Origin of the sequence: Bradyrhizobium sp. SZCCHNGR1005 (genome assembly GCF_032489995.1) — a bacterium.
In the GTDB taxonomy this organism is placed as follows: Bacteria; Pseudomonadota; Alphaproteobacteria; order Rhizobiales; family Xanthobacteraceae; genus Bradyrhizobium.
Genome location: NZ_JAUEZC010000003.1, coordinates 209,919 through 227,972, shown reverse-complemented (window position 1 = coordinate 227,972; position 18,054 = coordinate 209,919). Strand labels below are relative to the sequence as shown.

13 protein-coding genes are annotated in these 18,054 nt (G+C 63.8%); 7 read left to right on the top strand and 6 right to left on the bottom strand.

Annotated features, from left to right (window positions below; translation table 11 throughout):
* The first annotated feature begins 18 nt into the window (after nt 1–18).
* Nucleotides 19–801: an enoyl-CoA hydratase/isomerase family protein gene (locus QXZ85_RS13265; RefSeq protein ID WP_315741911.1), complete on the top strand. Its 783-nt coding sequence runs from the start codon at nt 19–21 to the stop codon at nt 799–801.
* A 745-nt stretch (nt 802–1,546) separates the two neighbouring features.
* Here the strand turns inward: QXZ85_RS13265 and QXZ85_RS13260 are convergent.
* Complete coding sequence (locus QXZ85_RS13260; RefSeq protein ID WP_315729617.1) at nt 1,547–2,584, bottom strand: TIGR03032 family protein; 1,038 nt, start codon at nt 2,582–2,584, stop codon at nt 1,547–1,549.
* A gap of 295 nt (nt 2,585–2,879) precedes the next feature.
* Here QXZ85_RS13260 and QXZ85_RS13255 point away from each other — a divergent pair, with 295 nt between their 5' ends.
* Nucleotides 2,880–6,203: an autotransporter domain-containing protein gene (locus QXZ85_RS13255; RefSeq protein WP_316174289.1), complete on the top strand. Its 3,324-nt coding sequence runs from the start codon at nt 2,880–2,882 to the stop codon at nt 6,201–6,203.
* A 108-nt stretch (nt 6,204–6,311) separates the two neighbouring features.
* Nucleotides 6,312–7,130 (top strand): GNAT family N-acetyltransferase, encoded by an 819-nt coding sequence (locus tag QXZ85_RS13250; protein WP_315768600.1) that lies wholly within the window; start codon nt 6,312–6,314, stop codon nt 7,128–7,130.
* Here the strand turns inward: QXZ85_RS13250 and QXZ85_RS13245 are convergent.
* The 5 genes from QXZ85_RS13245 to QXZ85_RS13225 all read right to left on the bottom strand — a co-directional run bounded on the left by QXZ85_RS13245 (nt 7,108) and on the right by QXZ85_RS13225 (nt 13,070).
* Nucleotides 7,108–8,172: an SDR family oxidoreductase gene (locus QXZ85_RS13245; protein WP_315768550.1), complete on the bottom strand. Its 1,065-nt coding sequence runs from the start codon at nt 8,170–8,172 to the stop codon at nt 7,108–7,110. The two genes, QXZ85_RS13250 and QXZ85_RS13245, sit on opposite strands and share 23 nt — an antisense overlap.
* 194 nt (nt 8,173–8,366) lie before the next feature.
* Nucleotides 8,367–8,537 (bottom strand): hypothetical protein, encoded by a 171-nt coding sequence (locus QXZ85_RS13240; RefSeq protein WP_315704490.1) that lies wholly within the window; start codon nt 8,535–8,537, stop codon nt 8,367–8,369.
* Nucleotides 8,538–8,619: 82 nt separating this feature from the next.
* On the bottom strand, nt 8,620–9,048 hold the full coding sequence (locus tag QXZ85_RS13235; protein ID WP_315704489.1) for a GlcG/HbpS family heme-binding protein: 429 nt from the start codon (nt 9,046–9,048) through the stop codon (nt 8,620–8,622).
* Between the two features lie 161 nt (nt 9,049–9,209).
* Nucleotides 9,210–12,164, bottom strand: coding sequence for an FAD-binding and (Fe-S)-binding domain-containing protein (locus QXZ85_RS13230; RefSeq protein WP_316174287.1), 2,955 nt, complete (start codon nt 12,162–12,164; stop codon nt 9,210–9,212).
* A 132-nt stretch (nt 12,165–12,296) separates the two neighbouring features.
* Nucleotides 12,297–13,070: a GntR family transcriptional regulator gene (locus tag QXZ85_RS13225; protein ID WP_315704487.1), complete on the bottom strand. Its 774-nt coding sequence runs from the start codon at nt 13,068–13,070 to the stop codon at nt 12,297–12,299.
* A 128-nt stretch (nt 13,071–13,198) separates the two neighbouring features.
* Between QXZ85_RS13225 and QXZ85_RS13220 the strand changes: the two genes are divergently transcribed.
* The 4 genes from QXZ85_RS13220 (at nt 13,199) to QXZ85_RS13205 (ending at nt 17,981) form a co-directional block, all read left to right on the top strand.
* Nucleotides 13,199–14,407 (top strand): alanine--glyoxylate aminotransferase family protein, encoded by a 1,209-nt coding sequence (locus QXZ85_RS13220; RefSeq protein WP_315727714.1) that lies wholly within the window; start codon nt 13,199–13,201, stop codon nt 14,405–14,407.
* An 80-nt stretch (nt 14,408–14,487) separates the two neighbouring features.
* Complete coding sequence (locus QXZ85_RS13215; protein WP_315727716.1) at nt 14,488–15,771, top strand: MFS transporter; 1,284 nt, start codon at nt 14,488–14,490, stop codon at nt 15,769–15,771.
* A 124-nt stretch (nt 15,772–15,895) separates the two neighbouring features.
* Nucleotides 15,896–17,089, top strand: a complete 1,194-nt coding sequence (locus QXZ85_RS13210) for a pyridoxal-phosphate-dependent aminotransferase family protein (RefSeq protein WP_315727718.1) — start codon at nt 15,896–15,898, stop codon at nt 17,087–17,089.
* Nucleotides 17,090–17,183: 94 nt separating this feature from the next.
* Nucleotides 17,184–17,981: an enoyl-CoA hydratase/isomerase family protein gene (locus tag QXZ85_RS13205; RefSeq protein ID WP_315729611.1), complete on the top strand. Its 798-nt coding sequence runs from the start codon at nt 17,184–17,186 to the stop codon at nt 17,979–17,981.
* Nucleotides 17,982–18,054: the final 73 nt, after the last annotated feature.

Below are 18,054 nucleotides of genomic sequence, written 5' to 3'. Positions count from 1 at the left end.
CAGCAGATAGGCAAGGCCATGACCGACACGCCAAGCGTGATCCTCGACAAGCGCGGACAGGCTCTCTGGATCACCATTAATCGTCCGGACAAGCGCAACGCGCTCAACGGCGAGGTGATCGCCGGGATCGCGCAAGGCTATCGCCAGGCCCATGACGATCCGGACGTCCGCATCATCGTCCTGACCGGCGCGGGCGAGAAGGCGTTCTGCGCCGGCGCCGATCTGCAGAACTCCGGTGCGGCGTTCGCGATGGATTTCTCCCGGCCCAATGTCGACTACGCCGACCTCTTGCGGCTGTCGCAGAATGCGACCAAGCCGGCGATCGCCCGGGTCGGCGGCGTCTGCATGGCCGGGGGCATGGGTCTTCTCTGCATGACCGACATGGCGGTGGCTGCCGACAACGTCGTCTTCGGCCTGCCCGAGGTGAAGGTCGGCGTGTTCCCGATGCAGGTCTTGAGCCTTTTGCAGCGGATCGCGCCGCCGCGCCTGATCAACGAATGGGCGCTGACCGGCGAGCCGTTCGATGCGAGGACCGCGCAGGCCGCGGGGCTGCTCAATTACGTCGTGCCTGCGGCTGAACTCGATGCCAAGGTCGAGTGGCTGATTTCCCGCATCGTCGACAAGTCGCCGACCGCGATCCGCCGCGGAAAATATGCCATGCGCGCGATCGCCGCGATGTCGTTCGACGAAGCGATCGCCTACACCGAAAGCCAGATCGCGCTGCTGGCGATGACCGAGGACGCCAGGGAAGGGTTGAAGGCCTTCGCCGAGAAGCGCAAGCCGGTGTGGACAGGGAAGTGAGAACATCACCATTGCGGGCGACGCGCAGCAATCGAGGCCGAGCAAATAATCTGGATTGTTCGTCGCTTCGCTCCTCGCGCTGACGAGCAATCAATGTTGCGATTTCAATTGTCAAACAGCCGAGCAGACGCACGTCCACGATCTCGCGACACAAATGTCCGAGCCGTGCTGGTCGTCATCGCCCTCTGAAATGAAGAGGGCGCAGGGAAGGCCGGGTATCCGCTGATACCCATGGCCCGCGTGCGAAAGAAAATGCACGCGGCGGTCACCACAGGTTTCAGCCGATGCTCCGGCCTTCCCTGCGCGATGGGCTTACGGCTTATACGTGATCTCCCTGGTGCGCCGGGCTTGTTGGCCACCATATCCGCGCGAAGCGAAGCTTCGTCGCGTCCGCGACAACGCGCGAGGCGCGTTGGGCGGGATACCAGCGTCGGGGTATCAGGACCACACGATTTCGCCGTCCGCCGTCGCATCAGTCGTCTTGCGCAAATGCGCCTGATGAAACGGCAGCCATCGCATCCCGGACCCAACACTCGTGACGATCGCGATGCGCCCCTCTTGAAAGGGCCGAGACGCAGGAGAATCTGCCGGTGATTTGCCCGACGACGCAACTCGAAAATCGTGCGACACATTGGCACGACGGGCAAAATTGCGCGCCATCTTCGGCCAGCGCGCGTTCCCGGCTGGCTCGCAACTTGATGCGTGGCGCGAGGACCCAATCCCAAGCGGTCGCTTCGGCGGTGGGTTAAGCGCGCTGAGCGGGATCAATCGGATCGTGGGTGATGAAGTCGAGGATCTCATTGGTGGCGAAGCCGATCGCCATTGGTCGTACCACGTCCGGCACCACGCCTAGATCGTAGAATTCGGTTACTGCCCCATCGATTCGAAACCAGTTCTCGCAGGTACCGGTGTCGAGATTGATCAATTGGATTCCGCACCATGGTTCGGAATCGGTCTCGGCTAACCTGCGATCCAGTGCGAGACCCTCGAAACGCTCGTAGCGAGGCTTCGATAAGCCAACGAAGGCGTAGTCGCCGAAAAACGCGAGCCCGCGCACGAAGCCGGGACAAAACGCCAGGACGTGGAACTTTGCGCCTGCTGCTGATCGTTCGATCCATCCGATCTCGCCGGTACCCGAATTAAGCACCCATAGCCTCCCGCGATAAAGGCGGGGAGAGTGAGGCATCGAGAGACCGCCGATCACTATCTCATTGGAATGCACGTCGACAACGATGCCGCCATCGACGCGGCGGTCGCGCCAGCCATCGACGGTGTCCGACCTGCTGATCGCCGTAACGTAGCGGGGGACGCCGTCTTCGATGGCAAGTCCGTTCAGGTGACATCGGTCCTCCTTGACGATCTTCGAAATGAAGGAAGGCTTCCAAATCGGCGTGAAGCTGTGCCGTTCCGATGTAGAGGCAAGACAGTTGTAAAGCGTGTTGACGAAGACGATGCGGCCATCGCTCAGCACCCCGACGTCATGAGCATCGAGCTCGCCGGTGGTGAAGATCTGGCGCGGGACATAACAGGCATCGTGCAGATCGTTGATCCGTTGCCCGGGCGCAAGTACGTTCTTGAACTTCAAGATCTGGAACATCGTGGCGAGCAGGATCGTGTCTCTGTCCGCGATGCAGAGTCCCATGGCCTTGTGAAAGAGGCGCTCATGGACCAAGAGCCCGCCGTCGGCGTTCTGGCCAAGCAGATAGAACTTGCCGGATTGATAGGACGAACCTGCGATGGCGATGCGGTGAGAACCGAGAAAGTCGGGCAGTCCGGGCGACATGGAATACCGAATTGCCTGCGTGCCAGCTTGGCCCTGGTCCGCGGGAGCGCGATCGGCGGGCAGAATCTCGTTTGATTCGAATGTCGGTGTGTCGTCACGATGGCCCATGGACGCTGCTCCAAACGGCAGTGAACCCCGACAAGAGATAGGGCCTCTTCAGCGCGTCCAAGGTGAGCGCCTCGAAAAGGCGGGACCGCTCAAGACCCTCTGGTCGATATGGAATCGTTTACTGGTTGTCTATTTAGTTTTGACATATAAAGGTTGAATTTCCCACCCCAAAGGAGGAGGGCGGCGCTTGTCCGATCGGTCTCTATGCCGGCAGTTCGTGCTGTCGTCTTCGATGCTGATGGGCGCAGTCTTCGGCTATAGTCGCCGGGCCTACTCTGCTTGCGCCAACGTGGGGGGCTCCAATTGGGAATGTTCGGGGGCCAGCACCGCCCAGACGATTTCGGGCGCCAACGCTCATGTGACTGCGCTGTCGGGCTTCCGCATTACGACCGTTTCCTCGAATGCCCTGACGATCACTGGCGCCGGCGACCTTTCATACACCGATACGAACTTCTCTCCGTTTACCGCGACCAACGGTAACGGACTCAATATGACCACGACAGCCGGCGTTCCGGGCAGCATCACAGTCAATACCAACGGCAATATCACCGCCCTCAATTACGGCATTCGGGGCCGCAACCAGGGCACCGGCGCGCTCAGCATCACGACCAATGGCGATGTCGCCAGCACGGGTACAACCGCGGTCTCGCGCGGAATCGTGGCGATCAATTTCGGCACCGATCTGAGCGTGACGACCGGCGCAGGCTCCAGCGTCAGTGGCGCCCGATACGGCATTCTGAGCCGCAACTACGGCACTGGATCGACGACAGTGACGGCCAATGGCGACGTCACGGCTGCCGGCACGACGGGCACCGATTTCGCCCTCCTCGCGAGAGGGAACGCAAATGTCACGGTGACGACAGCCGCCGGAACGATCGTGAGCAGCCAGGAGACCGGGATATTTGCGCAGAGTGATGGCAACGGCGCAGTAGACATTACTGTCGCCGGCGACGTGACCGGAAGCAATGCCCGGGGCATCTATGCGAGAAGTGGAACAGGCGGATCGATTGCGATTACGGTCAATGCCGGAAGCCACGTGACCTCCAATGGTACGGGGGCGAATAGTTTCGCCATTGATACGTCGAGTCTCGTCGTCAGCCCCACCACTCTGACCGTGGCTGGTACGCTTAATGGCGGTGCTGCTGGTGCAGTTCGATTTCACGGTTCGGGGAACAGGTTAGAGCTTGATCCAACCGCTGTGATCAACGGCAACGTTCTCGGCGGCGGCAGCGATACCCTCGCGCTGGGCGGGACCGGCACCGCGAGCTTCAACGTCGCAGCGATCGGCTCCAGCCTGCAATATCAGGGCTTTGGGACGTTTCTCAAGGAGGGCAGCAGCCACTGGACCCTTACCGGCACTAACTCTCTCATTTCCAGCTTCAGCGTGAATGGTGGTCTGCTCGAGGTCGATGGTGACATGCCAAACGCCTCATTCACCGTGAATAGCGGCGCGCTGCAACTCGGCAATGGCGGCACCAGCGGTTCGATCGGCGGCAGCGTCAGCAACAACGGCATTTTTGCGATCAATCGTTCCGACAGCTACACCTTCGGCGGTATCGTTTCGGGGACTGGAGCGTTCCAACAGCTTGGCTCCGGCACGACCATCTTCACCGGCACGAACACTTATACGGGCGGCACCACCGTCAGTGCCGGCACGCTGCAACTCGGCAATGGCGGCACAAGCGGCTCGATCGCCGGCGACGTGACCGACAACGGTATCTTGGCCTTCAATCGTTCCGACAACTACACCTTCGGCGGATCGATCTCGGGCTCGGGTGCCGTCGAGCAAAACGGCAGCGGGACGCTGATCCTGAACGGACACAGTAGCTATACCGGTCCGACGCTGGTCAACAGCGGGATATTGGACGTCACGGGGGAGCTTGCATCGTCCGTGCTCGTCAACTCCGGGGCCCGGCTCATGGGCAGTGGCACGATCGGTGGCCTCGGTGTCGCAAGCAGCGGAGTCGTTGCTCCAGGCAACTCGATCGGAACGCTCAATGTCTCCGGCAACGTATCCTTTGCTTCGGGCTCCACCTACGAAGTCGAGGCCAACGCCAGCGGGGTCGCAGATCGGATCGTGGCGACCGGCGCGGCAAGCCTCAATGGCAATGTCGTCGTCCTGCCGCAAACCGGTACCTATGCCTTCCGTACCACCTACACCATCCTCAGTGCAGCCAATGGCATCAGTGGTGCCTTCTCTGGGGTGAGCAGCAATTTTGCGTTCCTGTTTCCCAGCCTGAGTTATGATGCCAACAACGTGTTCCTTTCGTTGACCCAGTCGACGTTCTTTCCGAGCGTCGCGCGGACGGCAAACCAAATGGCCGTAGCCACGGCTCTCCAGCAAAGTTCGCCGGACAGCCCGCTTTTCGGCAGCGTGATCTTCCAGACGACGGCCGGCGCGCAGCAGGCGTTCGACGCGCTGTCGGGCGAACTTCATGCCAGCGCACGGACGTCCGTTGTCGAAGACGGTTATTACGCCCGGGACGCCGTCCTCGGACGCTTGCGTCAAACTTCCTTCGAGGACCGTTTTGGGCCGTTTGCGAGTTTCGGCTCCGAAGGTCCGGCGGTGGCCTACGGCGACCTCGATCCATCCTCGTCGAAAGATCTGGCCTACGCCGATACGGGCAGGCGCGTTTTCCGGGCCGACAGCATTCCGTCGTTGGCCAACGCGTCCACATCGTGGGACATTGCCTGGTGGGCCCAGGGAGTGGGGGCTTGGGGCGCGCTTCACGGCGATGGGAATGCTGCTGGTATGAGCCGACGCCTGAGCGGTTTCTTCAGCGGAGTCGACGGGAGGCTGGGCGACAGCTGGCGGGCAGGCGTCGCAGTCGGCTACACCAATTCGAGGACGAGCATCGATGTCCGTGCGAGCTCGGCCGATGTGGATAGCGCATATCTGGGCGTCTATTCAGGTTTCGGCGTGGGGGCCTGGAAGATCCGATCAGGGGCACTTCTGAGCTTCAGCACGATTGGGAGCGCTCGCGCGATCAGCTATCCGGGTTTTCTCGAACAGGCGACCGGGCGCTATGGCGCGCTCAGCTCACAATTATTTGGTGAGATCGGGTATGGTCTAAATCTCGCGGATGCTCTTGTGGAACCATTCGCAGGTTGGTCATGGATTCATCTCCATGCCAATGGCTTCGATGAGGTCGGTGGCGTTGCCGCACTTTCCGGCTCGTCCCGCGAGGAGGATGTGGGCTACTCCGCGATCGGAGCGCGCGCGTCGGCGGTGATCGCGTTGTCGAACGGCATGGCGCTCAAGCCTTCAGCGTCGCTTGCTTGGCAACACGGATTCGGCCAGCTCAAGCCGGAAGATGACCTGCGTTTCAGAAGCACGGGTGCTGGATTCGACGTCGCCGGGCTGGCACTCGCCCGGGACGCCGCCCTGGTGCAGACCGCACTGGATCTCCGCACAAGCGCGAATGCTGTTATCGGAGTATCCTATCGCGGCAATCTTTCGACGAGCGCCCAGGATCACTCTGTCGAGGGGCACATAAAAATTCAATTCTAGCACGCATCTGCGACGATCACGCGCGAGGCGTGACGCCGTAGTCCGATCGAGGGGACCGTGACGCGATCCAGCGAACATCCTGACGCTAACCGCCTGCTCATCCGGCCGATGCGGCCGGACGAGATCGAGCTCGCGATCGACTGGGCGGCAGCCGAGGGGTGGAATCCCGGGCTTGCCGATGCCGCCTGCTTCGGGACGGTCGATCCCGAGGGTTTCATCATTGCCGAGCTCGATGGAGCGCCGGTCGCGACCGTCTCCTGCGTCAACTACGATGCGCGCTTCGCTTTTCTCGGCTTCTACATCGTGCGCCCGGATCTGCGTGGCCACGGCTACGGCCTGCGCATCTGGAACGCCGCGATGGCGCATGCGGGGGCCCGCGTGGTCGGGCTCGACGGTGTAGTCGCGCAGCAGGACAATTACAGAAAATCCGGCTTCCACTATGCTTATGCCAATATTCGCTACGGCGGCACGGTCACGACTAGGGCCGTATCGCAAGCCGGCGTCGTCCCGCTGACGACTATGCCTTTCAGCGCGATCGAAGCCTCAGACGCGACCGTGTTTCCGGCGCCGCGCAGCAGCTTCCTGCGTTCCTGGATCAACGCATCCGGCCATGTCTGCCGCGCGCTGATGCGGAACGGCGAACTCGCCGGCTGGGGCGTGATCCGGCCATGCCGGCGAGGTTATAAGATCGGCCCATTGGTGGCCGACAATCGCGCCGCCGCCGAGGCGGTGCTGTCGGCCTTGCTGGCAGAGATCGGCAAGGTCGAAGTCTTCCTCGATGTGGCCGCGATCAACCGCGAGGCGGTTGCCTTCGCGGAAGGTCTCGGTCTCGCACCTGTGTTCGAGACCGCGCGCATGTACACCGGTGCGATCCGCGAGTTGCGGACGGAGCGGGTGTTTGGCGTCACCAGCTTCGAACTCGGCTGACCGGGGCGTTCCGCATTGAAAACGAACCTCTTCGCGAGCGTTGTGGCCTGGCGCGCAGAGTTGCCGCGCCAAGGGCGAAGAAGACGGCGGCGCCGAGCGCAACCGTCGCGGCGCGCGCGAGGTCGCCGGGGATGAGCATGGCATGCTGCGCGGATTCCCGGCTGAAGGAGCCGCGGGTGCGATGCAGCCGCGTCACGGGACGGTCGAGATTGTCGGTGCGGTCCGGTACCAGCGGCACGTCGGTTTGCTGTCCGCGCACCGCCTTGCGGGCGAGATAGCGGTCGAGATAGGCGGGCGCGACCGCATTGCCGAGAATGGTCAGCATGGTCTGCCAGCCGATCCAATATTCGCGGAAGCCGCCATCGGCGACGCGATAGACCGCATCGGCGATCACTTCCGGTTCGACCGGCTGGCCCATCGGCCGTGGCGTGTGGGGAATATGGGCGCGGGCCCAGTCGAATTGCGGCGTGTTCACCGCGGGCAGGTCGACCATGCAGATCGAGACGGCGGAGCGCTCGTTGAGCAGCTCGGTGCGCAAGGAGTCGGTGAAGCCGCGGATGGCGTGCTTGGCGCCGCAATAGGCGGCCTGCAAGGGAATGCCCCGATAGGCGAGTGCCGAGCCGATCTGGATAATGCGGCCCTCGCCGCGCGGACGCATCGATTTCAGGGCCGCCATGGTGCCATAGACGAAGCCGAGATAGGTAACCTCGGTGACGCGGCGAAATTCGTCCGGCGTGATGTCGGCCACGAGCGAGAACACGGTCTCCATCGCATCGTTGATCCAGATGTCGACCGGGCCAAGCCGCTCCTGCAGCCTTTCAGCGGCGGCGAACAGCGCCTCCGGGTCGGCGACATCGGCCGCTTCGTACTCTGCGTGTGCGAAGCAGCCTTGCAGCTCGCGCTGCACATCCTTCAGCGCGTCTTCGTCTCGGGCGATGAGTCCAATGCGATCGCCTGCCTGGCCGAACCGTTTGGCGATGGCGCGGCCGATGCCGGCGGACGCGCCGGTAATAATCACGGTGCGAGGTCGATTTCGAGGCATGTTTCGTCTCCAAGCGCCCCGACGACAAACGTGGATCGGCCGTCAATGTTTCGCGCGCGCGGACTGGCGCAGCTGAATCTTCGGTAAGCTCGTGCCGATGGCGTAGGCCGTAGGCCTTATGACGGTGCGTAGCGGCCAGCTTTGGGAACCGCGATGTCGTCGAAGTCCCGCGCGGGCTGCTCCGGCGGTGTCGATCAGCACCCAATGGTCGTCGCCGGCGTCGGCCGGGCCGAAGCAGACGACGTTGACGCTCGCGAGCTGCGATAGGCGACATGGGGGGCGATCTCGCGCACGCCATCGTCGCGCGCCGCATCGGCGTCGCGGTTCTCGGCCTCGGCCGATGCCGGCAGGGGGATCTGATTCACGCGCGGCCTCCTCGTGGGCATGATGAACCCCGAGGAAGCCGCAAGACGCAAAAAGGTTGCTGTTGCGGTCAGATGAACGGCGTCAGCCAGCATTCGGCTTGAGGCCCGCGGCCTCAATGCCGGCGATGGCGCAGGTCTCGTCATTGTCGGAGCTGTCGCCGGAGACGCCGACGGCGCCGAGCAGCGTCGCGCCATCCATGATCAGCACGCCGCCGGGCACGGGCACGAGGCGGCCCTGGGCCAGCGTGTTCACGGCATCGATGAAATAGGCCTGTTCCTGCGCACGCTGGAACAGGGCGCGGGAGCCGAGGCCGAGCGCGAGCGCGCCGTAGGCCTTGCCGTGTGCGACTTCACCCCGCATCAGGCTGGTGCCGTCCTGCGCGGCCGCAGCCTTGATGCAGCCGCGCGCGTCGAGCACCATCACCGCCAGCGGCTTGAGCTTCTTTTCGACGCCCTTCGCAAGCGTGGCATCGAGGATCTTGCGGGCGGTGTCGAGGGGGAGGTCGGTCATGTCGGTGTCCTTTGTGTTTCGACGAATGATGAGGTTGGTCTTACCCGTCATTGCAAGCGAAGCAATCGAGGGGTTAACAAGAAACTCTGGATTGCTTTGTCGCTTCGCTCCTCGCAATGACGAACATTGAGATCGCGCTCCGCGGCTTTCAAACTCGTGAACTACGAACGCGGTTGCGCACGATCCAAGCTCATCGCCAGAAGTTGCGCGGCGTGCATGGCAGCGCGCTCGGTGCCGTCCTGGATCTGGTGGCGGCAGGAGGTGCCGTCGGCGACGATGTAGGTCGCTGCATCCGCCTGGCGCACGGCTGGTAGCAGCGAGGCTTCGGCCATCTGCATCGAGACCTCGTAGGTGTCGGCGCCGTAACCGAACGCGCCGGCCATGCCGCAGCAGGAGGATTCGACGGTTTCGACCTCGAGCTCAGGGATCAGTCGCAGCACCTGCTCGACCGGCTTGAAGGCGGCAAAGGATTTCTGGTGGCAGTGGCCATGCAATAGCGCCTTGCCCGGCAGGGGGCCGAGAGGCAATTGCAGCCGGCCGTGCTCGGCCTCGCGCGCCAGGAATTCCTCGAGCAGTAGCGCATGCGCGCTGATGGTCTTTGCGGTGGGATCGGTGCGCAGCGACAGCAGCTCGTCGCGCAGGGTCAACAGGCAGCTCGGCTCGAGCCCGATGATCGGCACGCCGCGCGCGGCAAACGGGGCATAGGTCTCGACCAGGCGATCGAGCTCGCCTTTGGCCTGATCGACCAGACCCGCCGAGAGGAAGGTGCGGCCGCAGCACAGCGGCCGGCCGCCATCGGCCGGCTTGGGAATGTAGACGCGATAGCCGCCGGCGATCAGCACCCGCAGCGCGGCCTCGAGATTTTCGCGCTCATAGATGCGGTTGAACGTGTCGGTGAACAGTACGACCTCGCGGCCATACTCTGGTCCCATCGCTTCGACGCCGCGGCGGAAGATGTCGCCGCGGAAGGCCGGCAGCTTGCGCTTGGCGCTGATGCCGGCGAAGCGCTCCATCACCGATCGCAGCAGCGCACTGTTGTTGCGCAGATTGGCGAGCGGAGCAAAACGCGCGGCGAGGTCGGCATAGCGCGGCAGGAATGCGACTAGGCGGTCGCGCAGAGTGAGGCCGTGGGTCGTGGCGCGCGCCGCCAGCACCTCGATCTTCATCTTGGCCATGTCGACGCCGACAGGACATTCGCGGCGGCAGGCCTTGCAGGAGACGCAGAGTTTCAAGGTCTCCATCATCTGGTCGGAAGACAGTGCGCCCGGGCCTAGCTGGCCGGAGATCGCGAGCCGCAGCGTATTGGCGCGGCCGCGGGTGACGTCCTTCTCCTCGCGGGTGGCGCGGTAGGAGGGGCACATCACGCCGCCTTCCAGCTTGCGGCAGGCGCCGTTGTTGTTGCACATCTCGACCGCGCCCTGGAAGCCGCGGCCCTGGCCGGGATAGGTCGACCAGTCCAGCACCGTCTTCAGCTCGCCGACGCGATAGTCCGGCGGATAACGGAACAGCGCGCGGTCGTCCATCTTGGGCGGATCGACAATGCGACCGGGGTTGAGCACGCCGTCGGGGTCGAAGCGTTGCTTGACCTCCTTGAAATCGGCGACGATGCGTGCGCCGAACATCTGCTCATGGAATTCGGAGCGGACGATGCCGTCGCCATGCTCGCCGGAATGCGAGCCCTTGTAGTCGCGCACCATGGCGAAGGCTTCCTCGGCGATGGCGCGCATCGCGCGCACGTCCTTTTCCAGCTTCAGGTTCAGCACGGGGCGGACATGCAGGCAGCCCTCGGAAGCATGCGCATACATGGTGCCGCGGGTGCCATGCCTGGCAAACACCTCGTTCAGGCGCGCGGTATAGTCGGCGAGGTGCGGCAGCGGCACCGCGCAGTCCTCGACGAAGGAGACCGGCTTGCCGGCTTCCTTCATCGACATCATCACGTTGAGGCCGGCGGCGCGGAATTCGGCAACGCCGGTCTGCAAGCTCGGCTCGACGATCTCGACCACGCCGCCCCACTTGCGCGGTTCGCGATCCCAGGAGAAGCCAAGATCGCCCATCAGCGCGGTGAGCTGCTTCAGCTTGGCAAGATTCTCCTCCGGCGTCTCTTCGGCGAACTCGACCACCAGGATGGCATCGGGATCGCCGCGCACGGCCGCAGAGATGATCGGCTGGAACATCGCGATGTCGCGGCCGAGCGCGATCATGGTGCGGTCGACCAGCTCGACCGCGATCGGCTTCAGCTTGACCAGATGCTGGGCGGCATCCATCGCCTCATAGAAGCTGCCGAAATGGCAGACGCCGAGCACCTTGTTGCGGATCAAGGGCCACAGCTTCAGCTCGATCCGGGTGGAGAAGGCGAGGGTGCCTTCGGAGCCGACCAACAGATGCGCCATGTTGTTGGCGGCGTTGCGCGGGGTCAGCGCATCCAGATTGTAGCCGCCGACCCGGCGCTGCACCTTGGGGAATTTGTCGGCGATCTCGGCGGCCTCGCGCGTGCCGAGCGCCAGCATGTCGCGGAATAGCGCAAGGCCGCTCTCCGGCGAACTGACTTGGGAGAGATCGCGCTGGACCTCGCCGAAATGCAGTAGCGTTCCGTCGACGAGCGCGGCATCGATGGCGATGGTGTTGTCGCGCATGGTGCCGTAGCGCAAGCTACGGCCGCCGCAGGAATTGTTGCCGGCCATGCCGCCGATGGTGGCGCGCGAGGCGGTGGAGACGTCGACCGGAAACCACAGCCCGTGCTTCTTGAGCTGGCGATTGAGGTCGTCGAGCACGATGCCGGGCTCGACCACGCAGGTGCGGTTCTCGACGTCGAGCGAGAGCAGCCGGTTGAGGTGCTTGGAGAAGTCGACGACGATACCGCTATTGACGGTTTGCCCGCATTGCGAGGTGCCGCCGCCGCGCGGCGTCACGATATGCCCCTCGTCACGGGCAATCGCCAAGGTTTGCAGCGCCTCCTCGACCGTGCGCGGCACCACCACGCCGGCCGGCATTACCTGGTAGAAGGATGCGTCGGTGGCGTAACGGCCGCGGTTGAAGCGATCGAAGAAGACGTCGCCGGTGATTTCGGCGCGCAGCCTCTGTTCGAGCTTCGATGGGCCGGCTTTCGCGTGCGGCATGCGGTGTCCCTGGTCGGCCCTGGCCTTGTCGTTTGGTCTCGTCCGGGCTGGCTCCGACACCAACCCGATGTCATTCATTTATGACGAGACGTAAATAAAAATTGCATGCAAGTCTAGCGCGGGAGGGCTGGATCATCCGGCTGGCGCGAGTCTGGTCGACGCCCCGGTTGCCGCGCCCGCGCCTGCGGCGGCCTCATTGAGATAGGCAATGGCGGCGGCGCCCTTGTTGCGGAGATGCAGGAAGAGGATGTCGGAAAGCTCGCTGCCGGCGCGCCGACGCAGCGCGTCCAGGATCGCCTCATGCTCGCGCATCGCCTCGCTCCAGCGCTCGCGCTTGCGGGCGAAATTGGCGGAGTAGCGCACGCGGCGGATCCGGCCGGCCAGGTTCTCATAGCTCGCCGACAGCATCGCATTGCCTGCGGCCTGCACGATCGCGCGATGGATCAACTGGTTCATCCGGAAGTAGCCCTGCATGTCCTGGCGGATGTAGAAGCCATACATATCATGATGAAGTTGCTCGATTTTTGCGATCTCTTCATCCGAAATCTTCTCGCAGGCAAGCCTGCCTGCAAGGCCCTCGAGCCCGCCCATCAGGTCGAACAATTCGGCGATGTCGTGGGCGCCGAGCGGCCGCACCCGTGCGCCGCGATTGGGCAGGAGCTCAACCAACCCTTCAGCAGCGAGCACCTTCAGGGCCTCGCGCAGGGGGGTGCGCGACACTTTCAGCATCTCGCAGAGTTGCCGCTCCGAGATCCTGGCTCCATCGGCGATATGGCCTTCGACGATGTAATCGCGCAGCCGTGACAAGATCTCGTCATGCAAGGACATCTCGTCGCGCGCAGGCGCGTCGGTCCGGTCCGGCGCGGCGGCGGCCGGTGCCGCATCTTCTGGAATCGTGGTGCTCATTGGCCAAAATTCTAGCGGCAGTTCCGGTCATCGTCGACCATTGAAATGAATTCATTCATGGCTTGTAGTGATAATAAATGAATGCAATCTTGGGGTATCGGAACGCCGCTACCCCAGGAGACTTGCCCGTGACCCGTCATCAAGGCCGCCATTTCCTCAATATTCCGGGTCCAAGCCCGGTGCCGGAGCGAGTGCTGCGGGCCATGGATATGCCCGTGATCGACCATCGCAGCGCGGAATTCGCCGCGCTCGGCAAGGCCGTGCTGGACGGGTCGAAGGCGATCTTCAAGACCTCCAGCGACGTCATCATTTTCCCGTCCTCGGGGACCGGGGCCTGGGAGGCCGCGATCGTCAACACGCTGTCCCCAGGCGACAAGGTGCTGATGGTCGAGACCGGCCACTTCGCCACGCTGTGGCGGCAGATGGCGGCGCGCTGGGGCATCGAGGTCGACTTCATCCCCGGCGATTGGCGCCGCGGCGTCGATCCGGCCATGATCGAAGAGAAGCTCACTCAGGACAAGGCGCACGCCTTCAAGGCCGTGATGGTCGTGCACAACGAGACCTCGACTGGCGCCACCAGCCGGATCGGAGAGGTGCGCGCGGCGATCGATCGGGCCAAGCATCCGGCGCTGCTGATGGTCGACACCATCTCCGGCCTCGGCTCGGCCGACTTCCGCTTCGACGAATGGCAGGTGGATGTCGCGGTTAGCTGCTCCCAGAAAGGCTTCATGCTGCCGCCCGGCCTCGGCTTCAACGCGATCTCGGCCAAGGCGCGCGCCGCGGCCAAGACCAACAAGATGCCGCGCTCCTACTGGGACTGGGAGGAGATGCTGAAGCCGAATGCGAACGGCTTCTTTCCCTATACGCCCGCGACCAACCTGCTTTACGGCCTGCGCGAAGCCATTGCGATGCTGCTTGAAGAGGGGCTCGACCAGGTGTTCGCACGGCACCAGCGGCTCGCCGCCGCCACCCGCGCCGCGGTCAACCATTGGGGTCTGGAGGTGCTGTGCCAGGAGCCGAAGGATTTCTCCCCGGTGCTGACCGCGGTGTTGATGCCGCCGGGCTATGACGCCGACCAGTTCCGGAAAGTCGTGCTCGACAATTACAACATGTCACTCGGCTCGGGCCTGTCGAAGGTCGCCGGCAAGGTGTTCCGGATCGGGCACCTCGGCGAATGCAACGAGCTGACCTTGATGGCGGCGCTGACCGGCGTCGAGATGGGGCTTCGCGTCGCCGGCGTGCCGCACCGCTCCGGCGGCGTCGATGCCGCGATGAAGCTGCTGGAAGAGCGTCCCCAAGGCAATGCGGGCTCGCATCTCAAGGCCGTCGGCACCTGACCGGACTCCAGCGGCGCCGGTCTCCGGCGCCGCTTTTCTAGTGCGCCTTCAAAAATACAATCAACAAGTCGGGAGAGAACATGAGACTGCGGTTCAAGGCCACACATGTCGTCTTGGCAATGCTGTGCGTGATGTACTTCATCACCTATATCGACCGGGTCAATATCGGTACGGCCGCAAGCGAGATCCAGAAGGAGCTGTCGCTTTCGAACACCCAGCTCGGCCTCGTGTTCTCCGCCTTCGCCTATCCCTACCTCATGTTCCAGGTGATCGGCGGCTGGGTTGGCGATCATTTCGGGCCGCGCAAGACATTGTTCTGGTGCGGCATGATCTGGGCGCTCGCGACGATCTCGACCGGTTTCGTCACCAGCCTGACCACGCTGTTCATGGCGCGGCTCGCGCTCGGCTTCGGCGAGGGGGCGACATTCCCGACCGCGACGCGCGCGATGCAATATTGGACGCCGGCGACCAGCCGCGGCTTTGCTCAAGGGTTGACCCATGCCTTTGCCCGGCTCGGCAACGCGATCACGCCGCCGATGGTCGCGGCGTTGACGGTGTGGCTGACCTGGCGTGGCTCCTTCGTGGTGCTCGGAATCGTCAGCCTGCTCTGGGGCGTCGTCTGGGTCTGCTACTTCCGCAACGAGCCGCGGGACCATCGCCACATCACCGAGGCCGAGCTTGCCGCGCTGCCACCGCGGCCGAGCGGCGCCAAGCCGCCGGTGCCGTGGGGGCCGCTGCTTAAGCGGATGTGGCCGGTGACCCTGACCTATTTCTGTTACGGCTGGGGCCTGTGGCTTTACCTCAACTGGCTGCCGCTGTTCTTCAAGAACAACTTCCACCTGGATCTGAAGAACTCGGCGCTGTTTTCTGCCGGCGTGTTCTTTGCCGGCGTGATCGGCGACAGTGCCGGTGGCGTGCTCTCCGACGCCATTCTGAAGCGCAGCGGCAACGTCCGATTGGCGCGGCTGTCGGTGACGGTGGCCGGCTTTGCCGGTGCGCTCGCCTCGCTCCTGCCGATTCTGTTCATCCACGATCTCACCTTGGTCGCGCTGTGCCTGTCGAGCGGCTTCTTCTTCGCCGAGCTGGTGATCGGGCCGATGTGGTCGGTGCCGATGGATATTGCGCCGCGATATTCCGGCACGGCGTCCGGGATCATGAACATGGGCTCGGCCGGAGCTGCGATCGCCTCGCCGCTGGTGGCGGGCTGGGTGATCGATCTCACCGGCAATTGGGGCCTGCCGTTCCTGATGCTGATGGGGGTGCTTCTGATCGGCGGCGTATCGGCCTTCTTCATGCGGCCTGAGGAGAGGTTCGCGGAAGCCGACCATGCGGTCGGCGCGCCGAGTCCGGTTCCGGCGGAGTGAGGAGGAATTGAAACGGTCATCCCGCCCGGTCTTTGGGTTGACGCCGCCGCCAAGGCGGAGGACAAGCAGGGCGAATGGTGGTATGCCAGCCGCCCAATCAAATCAAAGACCGGGAAGGACGCCTATGACTCTGCATACGGGACGGCATTTTCTTCAGATTCCGGGGCCGACCAACGTGCCGGACCGCGTGTTGCGCGCGATGGACATGCCGACCCTCGACCATCGCGGCCCGGAATTCGCCGAACTCGGCTTTGCCGTACTGGCCGCGATGCAGCGGATGTTCAAGACCAGGCAGCCCGTCATCATCTACCCGTCGTCCGGCACCGGCGCCTGGGAGGCGGCGATCGTCAACACGCTTCAGCCCGGCGACAAGGTGCTGATGGCCGAGACCGGCCAGTTCGCGGTGCTGTGGCGCGGCATCGCCGACAAGTTCAAGCTCGACATCGATTTCATCCCCGGTGACTGGCGCCATGGCGCCGACATCGCGGCCATCGAACAGCGGCTTGCTGCCGACAAGGCGCACCAGATCAAGGCGGTCTGCATCGTCCATAACGAGACTTCGACCGGCTGCGTCACGCCGCCGCTCGAGGCGCGCAGGGCGCTGGACCGCGCGGGCCATCCGGCGCTGCTGATGGTCGACACCATCTCAGGGCTCGGCTCGATGGAATATGAGCACGACGCCTGGGGCATCGACGTTTCGGTTGCCGGCTCCCAGAAGGGCCTGATGCTGCCGCCGGGGCTCGGCTTCAACGCGGTCTCGGAAAAGGCGCTCGCCGCGGCCAAGGCCAATGCCGGCATGCGCTCCTATTGGGACTGGCAGGAGATCATCAACTTCAACAAGCTCGGCACCTTCCCGTACACACCGGCCTGCAATCTCCTGATGGGCCTCAATGAGGCCCTCAAGATGCTGGAGGAGGAGGGGCATGAAAACGTGTTCGCCCGCCATCGCCGGCATGGTGAGGCTACCCGCGCCGCGACCAAGGTGTGGGGGCTGGACACCCAGTGCAAGGATCCGCAGGCGCATTCGCCGGCGCTGACCGGCGTCGTGATGCCCGAGGGGCACGATGCGGATCATTTCCGCAAGGTGGTGCTGGAGAATTTCGACATGTCGCTCGGCACCGGGCTGAACAAGATCAAGGGCAAGGTGTTCCGGATCGGCCATATCGGCCATTTCAACGATCTGATGCTGATGGGGACGCTTTCGGGGGTCGAGATGGGACTCGAGCTTGCCAAGGTGCCGCATCGCGCCGGCGGCGTATTGGCTGCGATGGATGTGTTGAAGAAGCGCGAGGTCACGGCGATTCCGAAGGTCGCGTAATCCGCGCAAAGCAGATGCCCGAACATCGACGTGGAACGGAGCGGCGATCCATCCTAAAGCCGTTCTGCTCCGCATCACAGCAGGAAGTCTTGAGATGAACGCTCCCGTCACTGCCACCGAGGATCTGCTTTACGCCGTCGAGGACGGCATCGCCAAGATCACCTTCAACCGGCCGCAGGCGCGCAACGCGATGACGTTCGCGATGTACGAGCAGCTGGCCTCGATCTGCGAAAGCATCAACGGCGACCGGTCGATCAAGGCGCTGATCCTGACCGGCGCCGGCGACAAGGCGTTCGCGTCCGGCACCGACATCTCCCAATTTCGCGCCTTCAAGACCGCGCAGGATGCGCTCGACTATGAGGCGCGGATCGATCGCGTGCTAGGCACGCTGGAGCAGTGCCGCGTGCCCGTGATCGCGGCGATCGCGGGCGCCTGCACCGGCGGCGGCGCCGGTATCGCCGCGTGCTGCGATCTTCGCATCGGCACGGAAAGCACGCGGATGGGGTTTCCGATCGCGCGCACGCTCGGCAATTGCCTGTCGATGTCGAACATCTCGCGCGTCGTCTCGCTGATCGGTCCCGCCCGCACCAAGGACCTGATCTTCAAGGCGCGGCTGGTTGAGGCTCCGGAGGCGCTTGCGCTCGGCCTGCTCAACGAGATCGTGCCCGATGTCGAGACGCTGCAGCGGCGCGCGCTGGAAACCGCGCGGCTGGTTGCAGGCCATGCGCCGATCACGCTCGAAGTGACCAAGGAGGCGGTGCGCCGCATCCGCCGCACCCTGTCGCGTGACGAAGGCGAGGACCTGATCCTGCGCGCCTATATGAGCGAGGATTTCCGCGAAGGTATGGACGCATTCCTCAACAAGCGGACGCCGAACTGGAAAGGGAAGTAGTACAAAGGCGGTCTGCAACCTTATGCGAAAGTCGCGAGGTTGCAGATCGCAAGCCGGCTTGAACTAATCAAAA